Source organism: Actinomadura sp. J1-007 (assembly GCF_009793335.1).
Lineage (GTDB): Bacteria > Actinomycetota > Actinomycetes > Streptosporangiales > Streptosporangiaceae > Spirillospora > Spirillospora yumaensis.
On the sequence record NZ_WING01000003.1, the window covers coordinates 1,090,539 to 1,111,579 of the forward strand.

Annotated in this window: 20 protein-coding genes and 2 pseudogenes; 6 read left to right on the forward strand and 16 right to left on the reverse strand. The window is 75.1% G+C overall.

The window, feature by feature from the left end:
* Positions 1 to 103 precede the first annotated feature (103 nt).
* The 3 genes and pseudogenes from GEV43_RS46295 to GEV43_RS55785 all read right to left on the reverse strand — a co-directional run.
* A complete protein-coding gene (locus GEV43_RS46295; RefSeq protein ID WP_160826899.1) occupies positions 104 to 754 on the reverse strand; it encodes a GNAT family N-acetyltransferase in 651 nt (216 codons plus the stop codon).
* Positions 715 to 3,921 carry a BTAD domain-containing putative transcriptional regulator gene (locus tag GEV43_RS46300; RefSeq protein WP_309240368.1) on the reverse strand — a complete coding sequence of 1,069 codons (3,207 nt, stop codon included), beginning with the start codon at positions 3,919 to 3,921 and terminating at the stop codon, positions 715 to 717. The genes GEV43_RS46295 and GEV43_RS46300 overlap by 40 nt, the downstream gene beginning before the upstream one ends.
* Positions 3,885 to 4,085, reverse strand: a pseudogene (locus GEV43_RS55785) (hypothetical protein); the annotation flags it as partial. The pseudogene GEV43_RS55785 and the gene GEV43_RS46300, both read right to left, overlap by 37 nt.
* A gap of 177 nt (positions 4,086 to 4,262) precedes the next feature.
* Here GEV43_RS55785 and GEV43_RS46305 point away from each other — a divergent pair.
* Positions 4,263 to 5,141 carry an alpha/beta fold hydrolase gene (locus GEV43_RS46305; protein WP_160826900.1) on the forward strand — a complete coding sequence of 293 codons (879 nt, stop codon included), beginning with the start codon at positions 4,263 to 4,265 and terminating at the stop codon, positions 5,139 to 5,141.
* Positions 5,142 to 5,199: 58 nt separating this feature from the next.
* Here GEV43_RS46305 and GEV43_RS46310 read toward each other — a convergent pair whose 3' ends face one another.
* The 3 genes from GEV43_RS46310 to GEV43_RS46320 form a co-directional block, all read right to left on the reverse strand.
* Positions 5,200 to 6,333 carry an epoxide hydrolase family protein gene (locus GEV43_RS46310; protein WP_206681757.1) on the reverse strand — a complete coding sequence of 378 codons (1,134 nt, stop codon included), beginning with the start codon at positions 6,331 to 6,333 and terminating at the stop codon, positions 5,200 to 5,202.
* A gap of 173 nt (positions 6,334 to 6,506) precedes the next feature.
* Positions 6,507 to 7,475 (reverse strand): RICIN domain-containing protein, encoded by a 969-nt coding sequence (locus tag GEV43_RS46315; protein ID WP_160826901.1) that lies wholly within the window; start codon positions 7,473 to 7,475, stop codon positions 6,507 to 6,509.
* A 301-nt stretch (positions 7,476 to 7,776) separates the two neighbouring features.
* The gene (locus GEV43_RS46320) at positions 7,777 to 7,944 is read right to left on the reverse strand and encodes a hypothetical protein (protein WP_160826902.1); all 168 of its coding nucleotides are present in this window, start codon (positions 7,942 to 7,944) and stop codon (positions 7,777 to 7,779) included.
* A gap of 189 nt (positions 7,945 to 8,133) precedes the next feature.
* Between GEV43_RS46320 and GEV43_RS46325 the strand changes: the two genes are divergently transcribed.
* Positions 8,134 to 8,922, forward strand: coding sequence for a DeoR/GlpR family DNA-binding transcription regulator (locus GEV43_RS46325; protein ID WP_160826903.1), 789 nt, complete (start codon positions 8,134 to 8,136; stop codon positions 8,920 to 8,922).
* Positions 8,919 to 9,926: a galactose-1-phosphate uridylyltransferase gene (gene galT, locus GEV43_RS46330; RefSeq protein WP_160826904.1), complete on the forward strand. Its 1,008-nt coding sequence runs from the start codon at positions 8,919 to 8,921 to the stop codon at positions 9,924 to 9,926. Before GEV43_RS46325 ends, galT begins: the two co-directional genes overlap by 4 nt.
* 67 nt (positions 9,927 to 9,993) lie before the next feature.
* Here galT and GEV43_RS46335 read toward each other — a convergent pair whose 3' ends face one another.
* From GEV43_RS46335 to GEV43_RS55790, 9 genes and pseudogenes are all read right to left on the reverse strand, one after another.
* Complete coding sequence (locus tag GEV43_RS46335) at positions 9,994 to 10,194, reverse strand: FAD-dependent oxidoreductase (protein WP_160826905.1); 201 nt, start codon at positions 10,192 to 10,194, stop codon at positions 9,994 to 9,996.
* An 11-nt stretch (positions 10,195 to 10,205) separates the two neighbouring features.
* Positions 10,206 to 11,015: an SAM-dependent methyltransferase gene (locus GEV43_RS46340; RefSeq protein ID WP_160826906.1), complete on the reverse strand. Its 810-nt coding sequence runs from the start codon at positions 11,013 to 11,015 to the stop codon at positions 10,206 to 10,208.
* A 79-nt stretch (positions 11,016 to 11,094) separates the two neighbouring features.
* Positions 11,095 to 11,448 carry a hypothetical protein gene (locus GEV43_RS46345; RefSeq protein ID WP_160826907.1) on the reverse strand — a complete coding sequence of 118 codons (354 nt, stop codon included), beginning with the start codon at positions 11,446 to 11,448 and terminating at the stop codon, positions 11,095 to 11,097.
* Between the two features lie 115 nt (positions 11,449 to 11,563).
* Positions 11,564 to 12,406 (reverse strand): glutamate ABC transporter substrate-binding protein, encoded by an 843-nt coding sequence (locus GEV43_RS46350; protein ID WP_160826908.1) that lies wholly within the window; start codon positions 12,404 to 12,406, stop codon positions 11,564 to 11,566.
* 22 nt (positions 12,407 to 12,428) lie between these two features.
* Positions 12,429 to 13,877, reverse strand: coding sequence for a hypothetical protein (locus GEV43_RS46355; RefSeq protein WP_160826909.1), 1,449 nt, complete (start codon positions 13,875 to 13,877; stop codon positions 12,429 to 12,431).
* The gene (locus GEV43_RS53070) at positions 13,874 to 14,716 is read right to left on the reverse strand and encodes a hypothetical protein (RefSeq protein WP_241684540.1); all 843 of its coding nucleotides are present in this window, start codon (positions 14,714 to 14,716) and stop codon (positions 13,874 to 13,876) included. The genes GEV43_RS46355 and GEV43_RS53070 overlap by 4 nt, the downstream gene beginning before the upstream one ends.
* 104 nt (positions 14,717 to 14,820) lie before the next feature.
* A complete protein-coding gene (locus GEV43_RS53075) occupies positions 14,821 to 15,216 on the reverse strand; it encodes a hypothetical protein (protein WP_241684541.1) in 396 nt (131 codons plus the stop codon).
* 207 nt (positions 15,217 to 15,423) lie between these two features.
* The gene (locus tag GEV43_RS46365) at positions 15,424 to 16,695 is read right to left on the reverse strand and encodes a tetratricopeptide repeat protein (RefSeq protein WP_160826910.1); all 1,272 of its coding nucleotides are present in this window, start codon (positions 16,693 to 16,695) and stop codon (positions 15,424 to 15,426) included.
* Positions 16,696 to 16,754: 59 nt separating this feature from the next.
* Positions 16,755 to 17,186 (reverse strand): annotated as a pseudogene (locus GEV43_RS55790) (protein kinase); the annotation flags it as partial.
* 9 nt (positions 17,187 to 17,195) lie between these two features.
* On the opposite strand from GEV43_RS55790, the gene GEV43_RS47565 reads away from it, so the two are divergent.
* Positions 17,196 to 17,531: a hypothetical protein gene (locus GEV43_RS47565; protein WP_175251196.1), complete on the forward strand. Its 336-nt coding sequence runs from the start codon at positions 17,196 to 17,198 to the stop codon at positions 17,529 to 17,531.
* Positions 17,532 to 17,568: 37 nt separating this feature from the next.
* Here GEV43_RS47565 and GEV43_RS46375 read toward each other — a convergent pair whose 3' ends face one another.
* On the reverse strand, positions 17,569 to 18,645 hold the full coding sequence (locus GEV43_RS46375) for a hypothetical protein (protein ID WP_160826912.1): 1,077 nt from the start codon (positions 18,643 to 18,645) through the stop codon (positions 17,569 to 17,571).
* A gap of 517 nt (positions 18,646 to 19,162) precedes the next feature.
* Here GEV43_RS46375 and GEV43_RS53085 point away from each other — a divergent pair.
* Together GEV43_RS53085 and GEV43_RS53090 are read left to right on the forward strand one after the other, a co-directional pair.
* The gene (locus GEV43_RS53085) at positions 19,163 to 19,879 is read left to right on the forward strand and encodes an asparagine synthetase B (RefSeq protein ID WP_241684542.1); all 717 of its coding nucleotides are present in this window, start codon (positions 19,163 to 19,165) and stop codon (positions 19,877 to 19,879) included.
* Entirely contained in the window at positions 19,879 to 20,967 is a 1,089-nt protein-coding gene (locus GEV43_RS53090; protein ID WP_241684703.1) for an asparagine synthetase B, read from the forward strand. The genes GEV43_RS53085 and GEV43_RS53090 overlap by 1 nt, the downstream gene beginning before the upstream one ends.
* Positions 20,968 to 21,041: the final 74 nt, after the last annotated feature.

A 21,041-nucleotide genomic window follows, 5' to 3' on the forward strand; every position in this document is an offset into this window, starting at 1 on the left:
GTGTTCGTTCCGTGTCGTCTCGTGACGAACCTGAGACCTTGCCACACGGGGCGATCGGGGGCGGGGACTTGGCCGGGGACGGGCGTGTCGCCCGGCCGCCGCGTCACGCGGCGGGCAGTCCCATCAGGGGCAGGCACGGCGCGAGACCCTCGACGGTGACGGGGACGGTGCGGTGGCGTTCCCAGTCGGCGCGGGTCAGGCGCAGCCGGTGGTCGTTGACCGGCGCTCCGCGGACGACGCGCCGGTTCAGGCCGTCGGGCCGGTAGCCGAGCTTGCGCGAGACGGCGAGGGACGCGTGGTTGTCCTCGAAGGCGCTGGTGACGGCGGTCTCCATGCCGAGGCCGTCGAAGGCCAGATGCAGCACGGCGGCGCGCATCTCGGTGCCGAGGCCGTGCCCCTGGTGCCGCCGACCGAGCCATGAGCCGGACGACACCTCACGGGTGACCGCCGCCTCGCGTCCCCTCAGCCCTTGCGTCCCGATGGGGGCGCCGTCGTGGAACACGACGAGGTCGAGCGACCAGTCCTCGGGCGTCCAGGCTCCGAGCTGCGCCCAGTGGTGCTGGACGACGCCGCGCGCGGCCTCGGCGGGCGGGGCGTCGGTCCACGGGACCACGAACGGCATCGTCTCGGGGGCGTGGACGCCCTGGGCCGCGACGTCGGCGAGAGCCGCCAGCTCCTCGGGCGACGGGAGCCGGAGTTCGAGCCGCGGCGTCCTCAGGCGCAGCCCGAGCGGCGGGAAGTGGTCGGCGAGCATCGCCTCATTCTGGCCGAGCCGTGGCCGCCGATCACCTGGTTATCCGGGGAGCGGCGGACGCCTGCGTGCCGTTGCCGCAGGTCAGCGCGGCGGGCGGTCCGGGGCCGGGCCCGCTCGGCGACCGCGTCGGCCTGGCGGCGGTGGTCGGCGGCCTGGTCGGGACGGTCCAGGGCCGCGGCCAGGTCGCCCAGGGTGCGGGCGACGGGCCCGAGGGTGACCATGCCGGTGGCGGCCCCCGCCAGCTCGTTCGCGGCGGGGAGGAGGGCGGCGTGAACGCGTTCCATGGCGGGCCGGTCGTCCAGGGCCATGGCGGTACGGGCCGACAGGCAGAGGCGCAGCTCCGTCAGCAGGTCGCGGGGGGACTCGGGGACGGCCTCGGCGGCGACGGCCGCGTCGGCGCGCCGGTCCTCGGCGAGGAGGAGCAGGGGCGCCACCCACGGTTCGTACGGGCCCCAGTCCTGGTCGCGGGGCGGGGGGCGGCCGTGCGTGAGGCGCAGGCAGAGCAGGGCCAGGGGCAGGAGGCCCTCGTGGAGGCCGGGCATCCCGCTCCCGGCGAGGCGGGCCGCGGCGGCCCGGTAGGCGGCCTCGGCGGCCTCGGCGTCGCCGCCTCCGAGGGCCAGCCGCAGCGCGCCGTACCACTGGGTGAACACGCCGACGAGGGGCAGGTCGTAGCGTTCGGCGATGCGGTCGGCGTCGGCGGCGTGCGCGTCGGCGGCGGCGAGGTCGCCCAGGGCCGAACGGGCTTGCAGGCCGATGAGGTGCCCGAGGACCTCGAAGACCACGAGGTGCTCGCGGGACGCGAGGCCGATCAGTTCGGCGGCGATCCGCGCGCGTTCGGGCGCCAGCCCGGTGCGCTGGAACGTGTGCATGAACCGTCCGTCGAGGGCGAACGCGAGGAGCGCCGGGTCGCCGAGGTCGCGGGCGATCCGTTCGGCCTCCATCGCGGCCCGGCGGCCCCGGTCGCCGGTGGTGCCGCGCAGTTCCAGGGCGAGGGTGGTCAGCAGGCGGCTGCGCCGCTCGCGGTGCTCGGCGGGCAGCGCGGGCAGGGTCCGTTCGACGGCCTGGACGACCTGGTCGGACAGGGCCTGGTCGTCGTTGCGGGTCCAGTTGGCGGGGACGTCGAAGGCGGTGATGACCTCGGCCGCCAGCTCCGGGTCGCCGAGCCGTTCGGCGGTGGCGACGGCCTCGCCGCGCAGGGCCCGCGCGTCGCCGAGGTGGCCGGTGACGGCGAGGGCGCGCACCAGGCCCATGACGGCCTCCAGCCGTTCGCGCGGATCGGGCAGGTGGTCGGCGGCCTGCCGCCACAGCCGCGCGGCCTCGTGCGGGGCGAAGCGGCGCTCGGCCTGCTCGGCGGCCAGGCGGGCGTAGCGGGCGGCGCGGCCCTCGGTCGAACGGCTCTCGGCGCGGGCGAAGTGGTGGGCGAGCGCGGTGGCGTCGTCGGGGCGGAGGCGTTCGAGCGTCTCGGCGACGGCCGCGTGCCAGCGGGCGCGGCGCGGACGGGCGATGTCGCCGTACAGGGTGTCGCGGACGAGGGCGTGGGAGAAGCGGCGGCCCTCGCCGGCGAGGAACCCGGCGGCCAGGGCGGTCTCCACGGCGTCCAGCGTCCGCTCCTCGTCGCCGTTGAGGGTGATCAGGACGTCGGTGTCGATCTCCTCCCCCACCACCGCCGCCTGGCGCAGCACGGTCCGCGCCTCGTCGGGCAGGCGCGCGAGCCGGTGCCGGATGACGTCCCGTACGCCCGGGGGGACGGCGGTGAGTGCGGCGCCGCCCTCGGCGTCGAACAGCCGCGCCAGCTCCCGGACGAAGAACGGGTTGCCGCCGGTGCGGCGGTGGATCAGGCGGGCGGTCGCCTCGTCCACGGGACGGCGGGCGAGGGCGGCGGCCAGCTCGCCGGTCGCGGGCTCGGGCAGGCCGCCCACGTGGACGCGCGCGGGTTCGGTCCGGGCGAGCCGGGCGAGGGCCGCGGCCAGCGGCGCGGGGACGTCGGTGGTCCGGTACGCGCCGACGATCAGGACCGGCCCGACGGCGGGCGCGGCGGCGAGCGCGGCGAGCAGGTCCAGCGTCCCCTCGCCGGCCTGGTGGAGGTCGTCGAAGACGAGCAGCACGGGGCCGAGCGCGCCGGCCCGCGCGAGCCGTTCGGCGGCGGCCCGGTGCGCGGCCAGGCGGGCGGCGGCGGGATCCTCGTCCGGGAGCGCTTCGGGCGCCTCGGGCGTGCCGGGGCCGAGGCGGGGCGCGAGGGCGGCGGCGATCTGGTCCCAGGGCGGGTCGGCGGACGGGACCTCGGGGCTGCGGCCCCAGGCGGTCAGCCAGCCGCGGGCCGCGAGCCGTCCGGTGAGGGCCGTGGCCAGGGCCGTCTTACCCGCACCGGCCTCGCCGGAGACCAGCACGAACGCCGGACCGCCACCGGTACGCCGCGCGGCGGCCTCGGCGGCCTCCTCCATCCGGGCGAGTTCCTCGGCGCGGCCCACGAACGGCGCGTCGTCCGGCGGCGCGGGCGGTGCGGGCGGCGGTGCGGGCGCGGGCGCTGCACCGGGCCGGACGGGTCGCGCGGGCGCGGCGAGATGGGACGCTTGGGCGAGGATGTCGGCTTCGACGCCGCGCAGGCCGGGGCCGGGGTCCACGCCGAGCTCGCTGACGAGGGTCTCGCGGGCGCGGCGCAGCGCGGCGAGCGCGTCGCCCTGGCGGCCCGACCGGTAGAGGGCCTTGGCGAGCAGCTCCCAGGCGTCCTCGCGCAGCGGGTGGGCGGCGACGTGGGCTTCGAGGCCGGAGGCCGCCTCGGCGGAACGGCCCAGATCCAGCAGTGCCGCCGCGCGCCGTTCGACGGCGAGCATCCGCAGGCCGTCGAGGCGGCCGATCTCCCCCCGCGCCCACGGCTCCTCGCCGAACTCGGCGTAGGCGGGGCCGCGCCACAGGGCGAGGGCCGGGTCGAGGCGGGACAGCGCCTCTCCCGGGCGGCCGGACGCGAGGAGCTCCCCGGCTTCGCCGACCGCCCGTTCGAAACGCTGGGCGTCGACCGCGTCGGGGGCCGCGCGCAGGGCGTAGCCGGGGCGGCCGTGACCAGCAGGCGGGCGGGCTGCCGGGGCGGACGGTCCGGTTCGAGGGCGCGGCGCAGGTCGGAGACGAACGTCTGGATCGCCCCGACCGCCCCGTCCGGCGGGGCCTCCCAGAGGTCGTCGACGAGCCGTTCGACGGGGACGACCCGGCCCCCGGCGATCAGCAGGCGGGCGAGGACGGCACGCTGCCGCGGGCCCTTGAGGGCGACCGGCCCGCGCTCGTCCTCGGCCTCCAGGGGCCCGAGGACGCCGAAGGTCACCCCCGCCCGCCCGGTCATGCCCCCAATGTAGCCAGCGGCGCGGCCCGGCCGGGAACCGCTCAGTACGCCGCTCAGCGGCCGCTGACCCGTTGCTGACCAGGGCAGGGGAGATTGGGGAACGTACCCGGAAGGGAGCCTCGGCGCTCCCGTTCCGAGGGGCCTCCGGGCTCCGTCCCACCCACTGAGAGGATCATCGTGGAACCCACGATCACCGGTTTCGGCTACCAGCGCGTCCCCGTCGCCGACGGCGTGTCGCTGAACGCGGCGGTCGGCGGCTCCGGCAGCCCCGTCGTGCTGCTGCACGGATTCCCGCAGACCCACCTGATGTGGCGGCACGTCGCGGCCGACCTCGCCGCCGACCACACCGTCATCGTCCCGGACCTGCGCGGCTACGGCGAGAGCGACAAGCCCGAGGAGGCGGGCGAGGACACCTACTCCAAGCGCACCATGGCCGCCGACGTCGTGGCGCTCGCCCGCGCGTTCGGCCACGAGCGCTTCGCGCTCGCCGGGCACGACCGCGGCGCGCTCGTCGCGGTGCGGGCCGGGCTCGACCACCCGGACGCGATCACGCACCTGGCCTCGCTCGACGTCCTGCCGACCCTGGACTCCTGGAACGTGATGCGCGGCGTCTCCGCCGCCGTCGGGTTCCACCTGTTCCTGATGGCGCAGCCGCCCGGCCTCCCGGAGAAGATGATCTCCGCGGTGCCGGACGACTTCTTCGGCTACTTCCTCGACATCTGGGCGCGGAACCCGGAGGCGATCCCCGCCGACGTGCGGGCCGCCTACCTCGCCGCGTCCCGCGCGGCCGTGCCGTCCATCGTCGCCGACTACCGGGCGAGCGCGGGCGTCGACATCCGGCACGACCAGGCCGACCGCGACGCCGGGAACCGGCTACGGATGCCGGTCACCGTGCTCCAGCAGGACTGGGGCGACGCCCTCGGCTTCGACGCCGCGGGCCTGTGGCGGGAGTGGGCCGAGGACCTGGACCACTCCACCGTGAGCTGCGGCCACTTCATGGCCGAGGAGGCCCCGGCCGAGGTCGTCAAGGCGCTGCGCTCGCTCCTGGCGCGCTGACCGCCGGCCCCGACCCGCGCCGCCCGCGCCGTCCGCCCTGGGCGGCGCGGGGCCGGGCTCAGCGGTACGCGCGGAAGAACTCAGTGAGGTCGTGCGCGAGCAGTTCCGGCTCCTCGTGCGCGGCGAAGTGCCCGCCGCGGGGCATCCGGGTGTATCTGGTGACGTTGTAGGTGCGCTCGGCCCAGCTCCGGGGCGGCTGGGTTAGGTCGGCGGGGAACAGGGCGACGGCCGTCGGGACGTCCACGCGCTCCACCCGCCTCGTGTACCCCGCGCCGTACTCGTAGTAGGGCCGGAACGACGTCGAGATGGTCTGGGTGAACCAGTACAGCGACGCCTGCGTCAGGACGAAGTCGTCGCTGAACCGGGACGACAGGTTCCCCCCGCAGTCGCTCCACGCCCGGTACTTCTCGACGATCCAGGCGAGCAGCCCGACGGGCGAGTCCGACAGCCCGTAGCTCAGGGTCAGCGGGCGCGTGCTCTGCTCGTGCTGGTAGCCGCCCTCCTGCGCGGTCCACGCCGCGACGGAGTCGAGGTACGCCCGTTCCTGCGGGGTCACGCCGGAGGCGTCGTAGCCGGGCGGGGACGCGACGGCCATCAGGTGGATGCCCGCGAGCGCCTCGGGGTGGGCTTCGGCGAGCCGGGAGGTGATCCCGGCGCCGAGGTCGCTGCCGTGGGCGGCGTACCGCTCGAAGCCGAGCTCGTCGCGCATGAGCCGGTGCCAGAGCTCGTGCGTCTGCGGCGGCGCGGCGAGCGACGGCCGCTGCGGTGAGAAGCCGAACCCGGGCAGCGAGGGGACGATCACGGTGAACGCGTCGGCGGCGTCGCCCCCGTACCGCGACGGCGCGGCCAGCCGTTCGGCGAGGCCGGTCAGTTCGAGGAACGAGCTGGGCCACCCGTTCGTCAGGATGATCGGGAGCGCGCCGGGTCGCTCCCCCTCGTACCGCAGGTAGTGGACCGGGGTCCCGTCGAGGTCCGCGAGGTGCGACGGGAGGGCGTTGACGGCGGCCTCGTGGGCCCGCCAGTCGTAGCCGGACGCCCAGTACGCGGCGAGGCGCCGCAGCTCGCCGGCGTCGGCGCCGGCCTCCCATCCGCCGACCGGCCAGGGGGCCGGCCACCGGGTGCGGAGCAGGCGCGAGCGCAGCTCGTCCAGCTCCGCGTCCGGAACGTCGATCATGGGCGTGCCGCCGGCCATGGGCTCTCCTCTCGCCGTTCACCGGCCCCGGCGGCCGACCCGCCCCAGTATCGGGGACGCCGCGGACCTGCGGCGCGTCGCCCGCCCCGGCGTCCGCGCGCATGCGTGATCATCCCCTCCGGCGGGGCGTTCAAGCGCGCGGCGCGGTCCGGGCGGGACGGTCCGGCGTCCGGTCAGCCCTGGCGCGGGTCGGGGTCGAAGGCGAAGTCCTCGTCGGGGCTCAGCAGGGCGCAGGGCAGCAGGGCGACCGGGGTACGGCGCGGTTCGACGGCGCCGCGGACGCCCAGGCACCGGTCGCCCAGCCCGACGCGGATCCGGTAGGCGCCCGGCCGGTTCTTCACGGGTTCGAGCCAGAACTGCTCGGTCTCGTTGGCGCCCTTGGCCCCGCAGAAGTCGTCGTGCACCTCATTGCGGCGGACGCCCGTGCAGCCGCGCCCGAGCGTCGGATGGTCGGTGACGATCCTGTCGCTCCCGTCGGTCTGCCTTTCGACGCGTCTCTGCGGGAAAGCGGAATCGCAGGCGACGAGCACGATCAGGCCGTCCACGCCTCGGCGCGCGGACAGGCAGAGCCCGGTCCGCACGGACCGGACGAGATGGAATCCGGTCTTCGACGCCGCCAATCTCGGGTCGGGGCGGTCTTCCGGCGCCGCGGCTTTCACCGGCGAAGAACGTGGCGTCTCCCAAACGGCGATTCCGGCGATCAGAATTCCCGCGGCGAGCACGAACGCCAGAAGAACGACCACCTTGCGAACGGGGCGCGACGTGTTTTCCTTTTCCGGCTCGGCCGGTTCATCGCGCGGAACTCCGCGTTCTCCGGCGGGCTTGGCGACCTCCTCTGCGGCGAGCCGTTTCCGAACGGCGCACCAGAGCTCCACCTCTTCCGGAGAACCGCCGCAGGCCCGGACGAACGCGGCGAGGAGCTCCTCCCGGGGCAGCGTCGACCGGTGCAGGACGGTGCCGAGCGTGCTGTTGGGGAGCACGTCGCCCGCGGCCGCCGCCCTGCTCTCCAGCTGGCGGAACGTCAGCCCCGACCAGGCCCTCCGCCGCCGCATCTCGACCACGAACTCGCGCGGCGTCGTCGCGGCCCGGGGATCGGGCGCCGCCTGCCCGTCCACCCCGTCTCCGGCTCCCGTGGTGATCATCAGCCTCGCCTACACCGTGCCGCTCGAACGCATCGGAGCACAACCGAATACGCCGAAAGCGTGCCAGCACCGGAACCGTTCGGCAAGCCGCGCCCGCTGACCAAGATCGGACATAGCGCGGGACCGTTCACGGCGGTGAATACCGCCCGGTCGGCGCGGAGGTGAAAGATATCGCCGCCGCTACTCGGCGGTTCTCGTAAAGGGCGACCGAAATGGCCCGGCACCGCGGCGGCGACCGAGCGATTCCCCGCCGGATCGCCGGATCGCGAGGCCCGGGGGGACCGCGCGGTCCGGGAGGGCGTCAGCCGGGGTAGCGGGTGGCCTCGTCCAGCGCCCGGTTGCCGGGCTCGGCGATGACCTGCGGCTTCGGCGGGACCTCGTGCCCCGCCACCAGCCGGTCCAGCGGCGTGCGCGGGGGAAGGGACCGCCACTTGCCGTTCTCGGGCCGGGACGGCCGTTCGTCGCTCATGTGATCAGCATGCGCGACGGCCGCGAGACCTGTCCAGACGCGGGCGGGCCCGGAGCCGCGCGCAGGCGCCCACCGCGCCCCGCCCGGCTCCCCCGGCCGGGCACACCGCCCCGTTACCGATCGCTAGCTATCATTATCGCTCTCTACCGATCGCCAATGATACGATTCCGATCACGGAAGGAGCGGCCGATGGGCGAGGGGTCGCCGCGGTTCGCGGCCGAACGGCACGAGCGGATCCTGCGGCTGCTGCGCGAGCGCGGCGCGATGTCGCTGCGCTCGCTCGCCGGGGAGGCGAACGCGTCCGAGGTCACCGTCCGCCGCGACCTGCGGGTCCTGGAGGAGCAGGGGCTGCTGGAGCGCAGCCGGGGCGGCGCGGTCCCGCTCGGCGGCGCGGCGCGCGAGCCGTCCCACCGGCACAAGACCACCGTCGCCGTCGCCGAGAAGGCCGCCATCGCCGAACGGGCCGCCGCGCTCGTCCGCCCGGACACCGCGGTCGCGCTCGGCCCCGGCACCACCACCCACCGGCTCGCGCTGCGGCTGGCCGGAATCCCGGGCCTCACGGTGATCACCAACTCGCTGCTGGTCGCCTCCGCCCTCGCGGACGCCGAGGGCATCGAGGTCGTGCTCACCGGCGGGACGCTGCGCGGGTCCATCCACGCGCTGGTCGGCTCGGCCGCCGAGGGCTTCCTGTCCACGGTCCGCGTGCACCGCGCGTTCCTGTCCGGCAACGGGCTGACCGCCGAGCGCGGGCTGTCCACCCCCAACCTCACGGTCGCGGGCGTCGACCGCGCGCTCGCCCGCTGCGCGCGGGAGGTCGCCGTGCTGGCCGACCACACCAAGGTCGGCGGCGACGCGCTGTTCGCGACCGTGCCGCCCGACCGCATCGCCCACCTGGTCACCGACGCGCGCGCCGCCGGGCCCGAGCTCGACGCGCTCACCGCCGCCGGCGCCGCCGTCCACCTCACGGAGCCCTCATGACCACCGCCTCATCCGCGGCCGCGCGCACCGCCGTCCACCTGGCCGACGGCCGCGAGCTGCTGTACTTCGACGACGTCCCGGGCCTGGACCGCGGCGCCCCCGACCCGCGCCCGCTGCCCCCGCACCGGCCGCGCCCGGAGCTGCGTCGCGACGAGGTGTTCGACGAGTGGATCGCGGTCGCCGCGCACCGGCAGACCCGCACGTTCCTGCCCGCCGAGGGCGCCTGCCCGCTGTGCCCCGGCGGGCCCGGCAGCGAGATCCCCGCGCCGGACTACCACGTCGCGATCTTCGAGAACCGGTTCCCGTCCCTCGGCGGCCCCGCCGGCGGGCGCTGCGAGGTGGTCTGCTTCACCGACGACCACGACGCCTCGTTCGCCGGGCTGGCCGACGACCGGCTGGCGACGGTGGCGCGCGCGTTCACCGACCGCACCCGCGAGCTCGGCCGCCTCCCCGGCGTCGAGGAGGTGTTCGTCTTCGAGAACCGCGGCGTGGAGATCGGCGCGACGCTCACCCACCCGCACGGCCAGATCTACGCGTTCCCCTACGTCACGCCGAAGGCGCGCCAGGTCCTCGCGCACGAGGAGTGCGCCCTGTGCGCCGACGTGGCGCGGGAGGCGTCCGGCGAACGAGTCGTCGCCGCCGATGAGCACTTCGTCGCGTACGTCCCGTACGCCGCGCGCTGGCCCTACCAGGTCCGCATCGTTCCGCGCCGGCACGTGCCCGACCTGCCCGCGCTCGGCGAGGAACTCGCCGTCGAGCTGATGGGCCTGTACGCCGAGACGCTCCGCCGCTTCGACGGCCTCTTCCCCGGCACCGTCCCGTACCTGGCCTGCTGGCACCAGGCGCCGACCGGCGCGCGCGACCGCGCGCACCTCTGGGTCGAGATCTTCACCCCGCGCCGTACGGCCGACAAGCTCAAGTACCTCGCCTCGGTCGAGTCGGGCGCGGGCGCGTTCATCACCGACGTCGCCCCCGAGGACGCCGCCGCCCGCCTCCGCGCCTGACCCGGCCCGCCGCCTCCCCTCCCAGCCCGGAAGGGAGGCGGCGGCCGTCATCGCGCGGACGGCGCGCTCAGCGCCGGAACACCTGGCCGGCCGCGGCCTCCCCCGACCGCACCGCGCCGTCGTTGTGCGTCGCGAACACCTTCATGCCCAGCCGTTCGGCCAGCGCGTACGCGCGTTCTTGGCCCGGGCCGACGAACTGGCCGTCGACGCGGTCGCGCGCCTCCAGCACGAGGACGTCCGCGCCGCGGCGGCGGACCATGCCCCGCACGCGCCCCCGGGTCAGGGTTTGCGGGCGACGGCCCCGAAGGTGGTCACGGCGGGCGGGTCGCCGAACGGGCCGTGCTCGGGGCGCCACCGGGACACCGGGACGAGGCCCGGTTCGAGCAGCTCCAGGCCCTCGAAGTAGCGGCCGATCTGCTCCGGGGCGCGCAGGTGGTACGGGACGGCCCCGGTCTCGGAGTACCGTTCGTGCGCCGCGACGCGCTCGCCGCTGACGTCGGTGCCGTCGCTGAGCGTCAGGTGGCTGCCGGGCGGCAGGCCGTCCAGCAGGCGCCGGACGATCGACCACGGGTCCTCCTCGTCGGCGATGTGCCCCATGACGCCGAGCATCATGAGCGCGACGGGCCGGTCGAGGTCGAGGGTGTCGCGCGCCCGCCGCAGGATCGCGTCGGGGTCGCGGACGTCGGCGGCGATGTAGTCGGTGGCGCCGCCCGGCGTGCTGGTGAGCAGCGCCCGCGCGTGGACGAGGACGAGCGGGTCGTTGTCGACGTAGACGATGCGCGACTCGGGCGCGACGCGCTGCGCCACCTCGTGTGTGTTGTCCACGGTGGGCAGGCCGGTGCCCACGTCCAGGAACTGCCGGATGCCGACCTCGCCGGCCAGGTGCCGTACGGTCCGGGCGAGGAAGTGGCGGACGGCCCGCGCGACGTCGGCCATCCCCGGATAGGTCTCCAGGAAGCGTTCGGCGGCCTCCCGGTCCACGGGGTAGTTGTCCTTGCCGCCGAGCCAGTAGTTCCAGACCCTGGCGGAGTGCGGCTTGCCGGTGTCCAGCTCAACGGGTCTCTGGCCGGGATCGGGAGGGTTGCCCATGCGCCACCGTCTCGTTCGGGGAGGGAAGCCGTCACCCACAGGTTAGGTCGCGCCCCTCCCCCGCCACCAGAAGCCCCCGTCACGGGGGCGCGGTGCGCGGGCGGCGCGCACGGCCGGGGAACAGCTCGGCCAGCTCGACGGCGAGGCGGTACGTCGGCACGCTCGTCACGCCGGCGTCCTCGAGGTCGCCGAGGCCGCCGTACGGGGTCGTGCCCTGCTCCAGCTCGCCCCGTTCCACCATCGCGGGCAGCACCCGGCGCACGGCCGCGCCGACCAGGTCCAGCACCGGGCCGGCGAGCGCGGGAGCGGGGCACGCCTCCAGCGCGATCTCCGGCAGGTCCCGCGGCCTGCCGTCGGCCAGCACCCCGAGGACGAGGGCGCGGGCCAGGGGCGCGTCGCCGGCCTGGGCGGCGGCGTGTGCGTCATCGCTCATCCGCTCAGGTTGGCAGAACGCCCCGCGCCCGTCGCGTGTCCACGCTGGTCAGAGCCGTGTCAACGGCCTGGCCCGCCGTCCCGGACGCCGGGCCGGGACGGCGGGCGGGCGGCGTTCAGGCGCAGCCCTCGAACGGCGGGACGGTCGTGGCGATGTTGAAGTCCACCGAGCCGAACCACTGGTTGAGGAGCGTCTTGGCGGCGCCGTTCTGGTACATCTCGGTGAGGATCCGGTTGACGGCCTCGCACCCCTTCAGATCGCCCTTCTTCAGTCCGATGCCGTACCGCTCGTTGGTGAACGGCTTCTTGAGCATCTTGACGCCGGGCTCGTTGACGGTGGCGAAGCCGGCGAGGATCAGGTCGTCGGTGGACACGGCGTCGACGCCCCGCCCGACCAGCATGGCGACGCACTCGCTGTACGAGCGGGCGGGCACCAGCGTGGCCGCTACCCGGCGCTCCTCGGTGACGCGCCGCCACGAGTTGGAGCCCGCCACCTGGCACAGCCGCTTGCCGCGCAGGTCCCGGACGTTGCCGATCGAGGCGTCCCCCTCGCGGATCAGGATGTCCTGGTGCGTGACGTAGTACGGCCCGGCGAAGGTGATCTCGGCGGCGCGCTCCGGTGTGATCGAGTACGTGGCGATGACCATGTCGACCGAGCCGTCGCGCAGCACCCTCTCCCGCTCGTCCGAACGGACCGCGCGGAACGTCACGTCGTCCGCGCCGACGCCGAGCCGGCCCGCGACGTAGTACGCCACGTCCACGTCGAAGCCCGCGTACGAGCCGTCCTTCCCCCTCAGCCCGAGCCCCGGCTGGTCGTCCTTGACGCCGATCACGAGCCGGTGCCGGTCCGCCACCGAAGCCGTCTCCGCGCCGCCGGCGCGGACGGCGACCAGGACGACCAGCGCGGCCAGCGCCGCGAAGACGGCGACGACGGCGGTGTTGCGGGTGGTCGCGCTCATGTCCCCCTCCCTTCTCCGCCTCTCAGCGGTACTCCGACAGGCGCGGCCAGACCCCGGCCACGACCAGGGCGGCGATCGCCAGGACCGACAGCGGCAGCAGCCAGGACCACGGGCCCAGCGCCCCCTCGCCGCGCGCCACGGCGCGGTCGACGACGTACTGGTGGCTGCCGATGCGCGCGCCGAGCTCCTCGTCGTGCTCGCGGAACGCCGGGTGCGGCAGGTACGGCCACCTCGGGTCCATGTGGGCCCGGCCCGCCTCGGCCCGGTCGCCCGCGTCGGCGAGCGCCCGCACGCGGCGGTCGTTGCGCTGGTACGCCCGGTACCGCTCCAGCAGCGCCGCGTACGTCCTGCGCTGCCCCCGCACCTCGGTGGCCTCGCGCGCCTGGTCGCCGTACACCCCCCTGAAGGCGACCGCGCCCGCGCCGCCGTCGTAGCGTCCGAGCAGGGCGTCGAGCTTGGCGTAGTAGCCCTCCAGGTTGGCGGCGTCGTTGATGTAGAGGATCGTCTGGGCCTTCTCCAGGTACGTCTGGTCGTAGCGGTCGGAGTCGGACGGGTCCAGCAGGTACCGCGTCCGGTCGGAGTCGAGGCTCTTGCCGATCGCCTGCGCCCGCGACAGCGTCAGGACGGGATCGAACCCGCCGTCCTTGGCGACCTTCAGGTACACCCCCTCGTTCGCCAGGACGGTCGCCGACACCGCGGTCAGCGCCACCGTGCCCACCGCCGCGGCGACCAGGAACAGGCTCATCATCCGCCGGAACCGCACCGCCAGGTAGAGCTGGAGCGCCGCCAGCGCCAGCAGCACGGCCGCGCCGAACACCAGCACCCGGATCCGGCCGGCCATCACGCCCGAGCGCTCCTCCCGGTACGTCGTGTCCACGATCGCCGCGCCGCCGAGGGTGAGGTTGTTGGCCTTCGGGAGCAGGTCCTCGGTCATCAGCGTCGTCGCCGCCCGGTACTCCTCCACCGCGTCCTCCGGCAGCGCGCCGAACGCGTGGGACACGTGCCGGCCGCGTTCCATCGCCGTCTGCACCCGCTGGTCGTACTGGTGCAGCCCGTCCAGGACGGACTGGACGGTCCGCAGCCGCACCGGGTCGTCCTCGGCCAGCCGCGCCGCCTGCAACGCGGCCCGCTCGGCGTCCTCGCGGCGGATGTCGTAGAAGTAGCGGGAGCCGCTCCGGCCGCACGCCCCGCCGTCCTGGTCCGGGTCGCAGAGCCAGCCGTTCTCCTCACCGTTCAGCAGGACGTTGGTCACCTGGGCGTCCATGTCGCTGAGCGCCAGGTAGACGTCGCTGGTGGCGACCACCATCGGGCCCTCGTCGTGGCCGACGGCGCGCAGCGCGCTCCGCGCGTCCAGCAGCGCGCCGCCGGTCACGGCGAACAGCACGGCCAGCACCACCAGCACGAGGACGGTCAGCGCCCGCACCCGCCCCGGAACGGTGCGCAGGCGGAGATACCGGGAAGGGATGCTCACGCTCCGTCCTCGCCCTCGCCGGGGGGCAGCGGGATCGTCGCCGGCGGCTCCGCCGACTCGCTCGACTCGGTGTCGAGCCCCTTCACGTCGGCGGTGTCCACGTCCTTCTTCGGCAGCACCGCGCCCGTCACCGGGTCCATGAGCCGGTCGAGCCGCCGGGAGATCATCCTGCTCCCGGTCTGCTCGGCGAGCTCGCGGGCGCGCCGCAGCTCCTCGGCCGCGGCGCCCTCGTCGCCGCCCTCGTACGCCGCCCGCCAGTTCTGCACCGAGTCGGCGAGCTCGCCCTGCTTGGAGTAGTGCTCCACCGCCGGATGCCGCCGGGTCGACTGCGCGCTGTCGTCGGTCCACCTCGCCACGACGTTGCCGACGGCGAGCGGCTCGTCCTCCGGAACGTCGCCGCCGGGCAGGACGAGCGAGACGCGGGCCGCCAGCATGTTCTGGTCCGGCCGCCCGGCCGGAACGGAGACGCACAGGTGGTAGTCGCGCCGTTCCACGCCCCACAGCCCCGTCGGGTAGTCGCGGGTCGCGGGGCCGTCGGGCGGTGGATCGCCGTCCGCGTCCCCGGCGGCGCTCAGGTCGCGCCGCGTCGGATACACCTGCTTGACGAAGTGCAGCTCGGCGCCGTGCGGCGTCCAGACCCGCAGCGCCACGTCCGCGACGGCCTTGCCCATGGCGTTCTCGATCATGCCGGCGAAGTCGGCGGCCAGGTCCGCGGGATCGGCCACCATCCCGAAGCCGCCCAGCAGCGCGGTCGCGACCCGCCGCAGCTCGGCGGGCTCCCAGTCGGCGCCGACGCCCCGGCAGTCGCAGACGAACCGGCCCGCGCAGCGCGCCAGCACGGCGTCCAGCTCCTCCGCGCTCTCGTGCTCGTTCTGCCCGTCGGTCAGCAGGACCGTGTGCCGGATCGCGTGCTGGTAGCCGGAGAACAGCGTGTCGGCCAGCGTCAGCCACCGCCCGATGCGGGTCCCCCGGACGCGGACAGCTTCGAGATCGCCGCCGTCGCGTCCGCCTTGCGCTCGTCCGTCGCCCGCGCGAGCAGCGGATCGCGCGGGTAGACCATCTCGGCCTCGTGGGCTCCGGACACCACGGCGAAGTCCACGTCCTCGCGCAGGGCGTCCACGGCCCCCTTCGCGGCGCGCTTCGCCGCGACGAGCCGTTCGCCGACCATGGACGCCGAGGTGTCCACGATGATGACCTCTGCGGCGGAGGCGGACCGGGCCGCGGACGCCGCCGGGCCGCCCTCGGCGGCGACCCTCGCCACGGCGTGCACCCGCGTGCCGCCCACCGGGAGGTACGGGTTCTGGTGGATCTCGATCGTGAAGTCGGGACGATCGCTCATCGGTCATCTTCCTGGTCTAGGGAGGCGCGGGCCGGGCCGCCGGCGGCGCGGCGACGCCCCCGCGTCGTCGCGGCGCACCCGTTCACCGGCCCCCGGCCCGAGGTCTCCACGCTCAGCGCCCCCCGCCCGCGGCGGGCCCGCCGGACCGCCGCGGGCGCCCGGCGGCGCCCGCGGGTTCGGTGGTGTGGCCGGGGAACGGGGGCATGGTCAGAACAGCGTCCTGGTGCGGACGGCGTTGGCCTTGTCGACCAGCGCGTAGCGGCTGTCGGTGTCGTCGGCGAAGCGGACCAGCATGCGGTAGGTGCTCTCCAGCTCGTCGCGCAGGCCGTTCTGGGTCAGCGGGGTGCCGATCAGCTCCGTTCCGGGGTCCTCGATGCCGTTGGCGCGGACCCATTCCAGGCCGGCCTCCAGGATCTCGGCGACGAGCTGCCCCTTGCGCTCGCCGTCCACCCTGGCCTGCTCCAGCCGCCTCGCCGCCGCCCGCAGCGCCTCCTTCGTCAGGTTGGCCGAACCCCCGCGCAGCGTCACCGCCATGGCGGCGAGCTGCGCCGCCCCGTAGTGCGTGGACAGGGACGGCACCTCGTCCAGCACCCGCACCGCGCCGTCGCGGTCGCCCCCGTCCAGGCGGACGCGGGCCAGCCCGAACGCCGCGCTGAGATAGCCGCGGTCCGTACGCCAGACGCTCTCGTAGAGGCGGGCCGCCTCGGCGCGGTCGCCCGTGGCCTCGCAGCAGAACGCCAGCGCGAGCTTCGGCGCCGCCTCCCCCGGCATCCGGCTGTAGAGCCGGTCGAACAGCTCCCGGGCCCGCGCGCAGTCGCGGACGGCGATCGCGCCGACGCCCCGGTACCAGCCGATCCGCCAGTCGTCGGGACGGTCCGCGCCGTCCGCCAGCTCGTCCAGCAGCCGGGCCGCCTCGGCGTGGTGGCCGCGGTCGAGCTGGGCGCCGGCGAGGACCAGCCGCTGCTCGGCCGACAGCGGCTGCGCCGCGGCGCCGCTCAGCGTCTCGACGATCACCTTCGGCTCGCGCGCGGCGAGCTCGGCGAGCCCCGCGGCCTCCTCCGGCGCCGACACCACCGGGACGGGCAGCGCCGTCACGGCCTCGGCCGGGTCCGGCGAGCCGAGCACCGGGCCCGTGCCGTCGGTCGCGGCGACCTCGGCGCCGACCGCGCGCCGCTCCCGTCCGAACAGCGTGGACGGCACCGGCCACGGCTCGGCGTTGCGCGGCACGGACACGACCTCGCGCAGGACGCCGAAGAGCTGCTCGGCCATCTCCGCCGCGTCCCCGAACCGCTCGCGCGGGTCGGGGTGGGTCGCGCGCCGCAGCAGCCGGTCGTAGGAGTCGAACCGGGACAGCAGCGGCACGTCCTCGCGCGGCGGCAGGCCCGTGGCGTAGTCGCCGGTGAAGTCGAACCGGAAGCTGAGGACGGCCATCGTGCGGCCCACCGTGTAGAGGTCGGAGCTGACCGTCGGCGCCTCCACCCCACCTCGGGCGCCCCGAAGCCGGGCGTGCCCCAGATCGGCGCGGCGGACGCCGGACCGCCCATCCGCCACGTCCCGCCGAGGTCGATCAGGGTGAGCCGCTGCTCGCACTGCATGACGTTGTCGGGCTTCAGGTCGCAGTACAGCAGGCCCTGCGTGTGGAGGTAGCCGAGCGCCCGCAGCATCTCGATCCCGTACGCGATGACGTGGTCGATCGGGAGCGCGGCGTCCGGCCCCTCCGCGCGCCGCCGGTCGTCCAGCAGCTCCTTGAGGGAACGGCCGCCGACGTACTCCATCACGATGTAGCTCTGCGTCTCCCGCGCCTCCTCCGGGCCCGCGCCGGGCGCCGGCGCGGGATGCCGGACGAAGTTGTGGATCTTGACGATGTTGGGGTGGTTGACCGCGGCGAGCGCGGCGCGCTCGGCCTCCGGCAGGTCCGACACGTCCGCGCCGTCGTGCAGCAGCCCCTTCAGCACGACCCAGTGGCCCACGTTGTTGTCGTGCGCGAGGTAGATCCAGCCGAGGCCGCCGCGGCGCAGGCAGCCGCGGACGTGGTACTGCCCGCCGACCAGCTCGCCCCGCTTGAGCTTCGGCGGCGGCCAGTCCCCAGCCGCTCGGGCATGACGGCCGACTCGGGATCGCGGTACGGGACGGGCGTGACGCTCGTCATCTCCAGCGGACCGTACGGCGTGGGCCGCCCCGGCGGCGGCTGCCCCGTCCCGCCCTGCCCGCGTGGCCCGTCCCACGGCGCGGTCGCCTCCGTCGCCCCGGTCGCCCCGGCGCCCCGCACGGCCGTCGAGGTCGGCGCGAACCCGCAGAAGTCGCAGAACCCGTGACGCACGACGCCCCGACGGCACTGGGTGCACCGGATCATCAGGCCGACTCCTCCTGGACGGCCCGCACGTAGCGCTCGGTCGCCGCCTCCGCCTCCGGCAGGCTGCACGGCGCCGTCCACAGCAGGTCGTACGCCCGCCGGTACAGCTCGTCCAGCAGCGGCGACTCGGCGCGCTTCTGGTTGCCCGTCATCGCCTGGTACGACCCGAGCAGCCCGCGCAGCTCCTCGCGCCGTTCGAGCGGCTCGCGGGCGGCGCGGAGCCCGGCGCCGGCCGCGTCCAGCGCCGCCGCGGCGGCCCGTTCGACGTCGGCCACCTCCGCGGCGAGCTCCGGCCAGCGGTCCGTGCGCCCGCCGCGCAGCCCCGCGAGCCGTTCGCCCAGGCCGGGCGCGGGATCGGGGACCTCGGGCGGAGCCGGCGTGATCTTGGCGGCGGTCACGGCCCGGACGCGCCGCGCCTCGTCGACCGTCGCGGCGAGCTCCGCGAGCGCGTCCTCGGCCCGCGCGAGCCGGTGGCCGAAGTCGCGGCCCGCGCGCAGCTGCGCGTCGAACGCGCAGATCCACGCGCCGACGTCGGTCTCCTTGGCCCGGACCCGGACCTCCCGGTAGTCGGAGGGGTCGAAGCCGCGCCGCTGCCGGATGACCTCCCGGTGGAACTCGTCCGAGGCGATGAACGCCAGGTCGCCGGGCGCGTCCCGCAGCGCCTTCTTCAGCTCGGGCGCGTCCAGCAGCCGGAACGCCGCGTTCAGCGGGGTGCCGACGACGCCCTCGGAGTCGTGGTGGACGTACCCGGCGTGCAGCGCGACGCGCAGCCGGATCCGCGTCATCGCGTCGGCGGCCCGGTTGTAGCGGCTCAGCTCGGCGGCCAGCTCGAACGGCAGCGGCTCGACCAGCCGGGCCTGCGGCCCCTCGGGAGGCACCAGGAAGAACGCCCCGTCGCCGCGGTCCTCCTGGTAGCGGCCCTCCGCCGGGACGCCGGACCTCTCGAAGGCCCGCGCCAGCGAATCGTAGAGCGCGCGGCGCATATCCAGCCGCTGCGGGTCGATGCGCTCAGGGTCGCAGAAGCGCTCGATATCGACGCAGATGATCGCCCTGTACGAGGCCGGGGGTGAACTCACGGATTCCGAACTCCACGTCACGGAGGTGCGGCGGACGCGCCGCCGTCGTCACGCCGACGCGCTGGGGCGAAAGTCACCGTTCATGCTAGACGTGATCCGCTACGAGATCTGAGTAATACGCCACATTCTCTGAAACACCGCCCCACCGAACTCCGCATTCCCACCGCTGTCGCCATTCCCTCTTTCCCGCCCGGCCACGGCCCGCCCCGGCCCGCTGCGGCCGGTCGATCCCGCCACAGCCCTTTACACAGTAAGTCCGTTTTGTACGCTTCTCACACACGCCCGCAGGGCCGGCCCGCCGAATCGTTCGTTCTCGTGGTCGCCTCGCTACGAAGAGGGACGGGACGCCCGCGTTCCGCTGGAGGGATGGTGCCCCGGGGGCCCGTGCGCGCAGCGGTTTTGGAGTGAAGCTGAGGCTTTGCAGGGTTTTGATGGCTTTTTACCGGTTTGTTGCGCCCCCCTGTCAGGGAAGGATCAAGTTAGCTGTAGAACACACATAAGAGGAGGGCGGGCGCGCATGTGCGGCATCGTCGGCTGGGTGGACTACGACCGCGACCTCACCCGGGAACGTGCCACGGCCCGGGAGATGACCCGGACCATGGCCCTGCGGGGCCCCGACGACGAGGGGCTGTGGATCGATCCGCACGCCGCCCTCGGCCATCGCCGGCTCGCGGTCATCGACGTCGAGGGCGGTGTCCAGCCGATGTCCGAGGGCCCCGCGACGATCGTCTACAGCGGCGAGACGTACAACTTCGACGAGCTGCGCCGCGACCTCGAAGGGCGTGGGCACGCCTTCCGCACCCGCAGCGACACGGAGGTCGTCCTGCGCGCGTACCTCGAATGGGGCGCGGCGGCCGTGGAGCGGTTCAACGGCATGTACGCCTTCGCCGTCTGGGACCGGCGCACCGAGGAGCTGCTGCTCGCCCGCGACCGCATGGGCATCAAGCCGCTCTACTACGCGCCGACCCCGCACGGGGTGCTGTTCGGCTCCGAGCCGAAGGCGATCCTCGCCAACCCGCTGTTCGACGCGGAGATCGACGACGAGGGCGTCAGCGAGATGCTCACCAACGCCAAGACCCCGGGCACGGCGTCTTCCGGGGCATGTACGAGGTCGTTCCCGGCCACACCGTCACGGTGTCGCGGCGCGGCGTCAGCGACCGGACCTACTGGGAGCTGTCCGCGCGCGAGCACACCGACGACGTGCCGGCCACGGTCGCGCGCGTGCGGGAGCTGATGGAGGACATCGTCCGCCGCCAGCTCATCTCCGACGTGCCGCTCTGCACGCTGCTGTCGGGAGGGCTCGACTCCAGCGCGCTGACCGCCCTCGCGGGCCGCGCCCTCGGCGCCGAGCCGGTGCGGTCGTTCGCCGTGGACTTCGCGGACGAGACCGGCGGGTTCGTCCCCGACGACCTGCGCGAGACCCCGGACGGCCCGTACGTGCACGACGTGGCCAAGCACGTCGGGTCCGACCACGCCGACGTCGTGCTGAGCAACGACCAGCTCGCGTCCCCGGCGTCGATGGACAGCGTCCTGCGCGCCCGCGACCTGCCCGCGATGGGCGACATGGACAGCTCGCTGTACCTGCTGTTCGCCGAGATCCGGCGGCACTCGACGGTGGCCCTGTCGGGCGAGTCGGCGGACGAGGTGTTCGGCGGCTACCGCTGGTTCCACGACCCGGACGCCGTGGCGGCCGACGCGTTCCCCTGGTCGGGCGCCATGCTCGGCGCGGGCCTCGGGCTGCTCGACCGGACGCTGCGCGACCGGGCGAACGCCTACGAGCGCGAGCGCTACCACGAGGCGCTCACCGAGGTGCCGCACGTGCCGGGCGCCGACGCCCGCGAGCGGCGGATGCGGGAGATCTGCTACCTGCACCTCACCCGGATGGTGCGGATGCTGCTCGACCGCAAGGACCGGATGAGCATGGCGGTCGGCCTGGAGGTCCGGGTGCCGTTCTGCGACCACCGGCTCGTCGAGTACGTCTTCAACACCCCGTGGTCGCACAAGACGTACGACGGCCGCGAGAAGAGCCTGCTGCGCGGGGCCGTCGCCGACGTGCTGCCGAGGTCGGTGGTGCGCCGCCGCAAGAGCCCGTACCCGGCCACGCAGAACCCCGGCTACGAGCGGATGATCCGCACCCGCCTGGAGGAGGTCGTCGCCGACTCCTCCTCGCCCGTCCTGCCGTACCTGGACGTCGGCGCGGTCCGCGAGGCGCTGCGCCGGCCGATGGGCGCCGCGAGCCTCCAGCCGGACCGGCTGCCGCTCGAACGGGCCCTCGCGCTGCACGACTGGCTCGCGGCCTACCGTCCCCGGCACGTCGCCTGACGCGCGGACGGTTCCCGGCCCGGGAGCGGCGGGCCGGGGCCCCGGGCCGGAGGGCGGGCCGGGGGCGGGCCAGG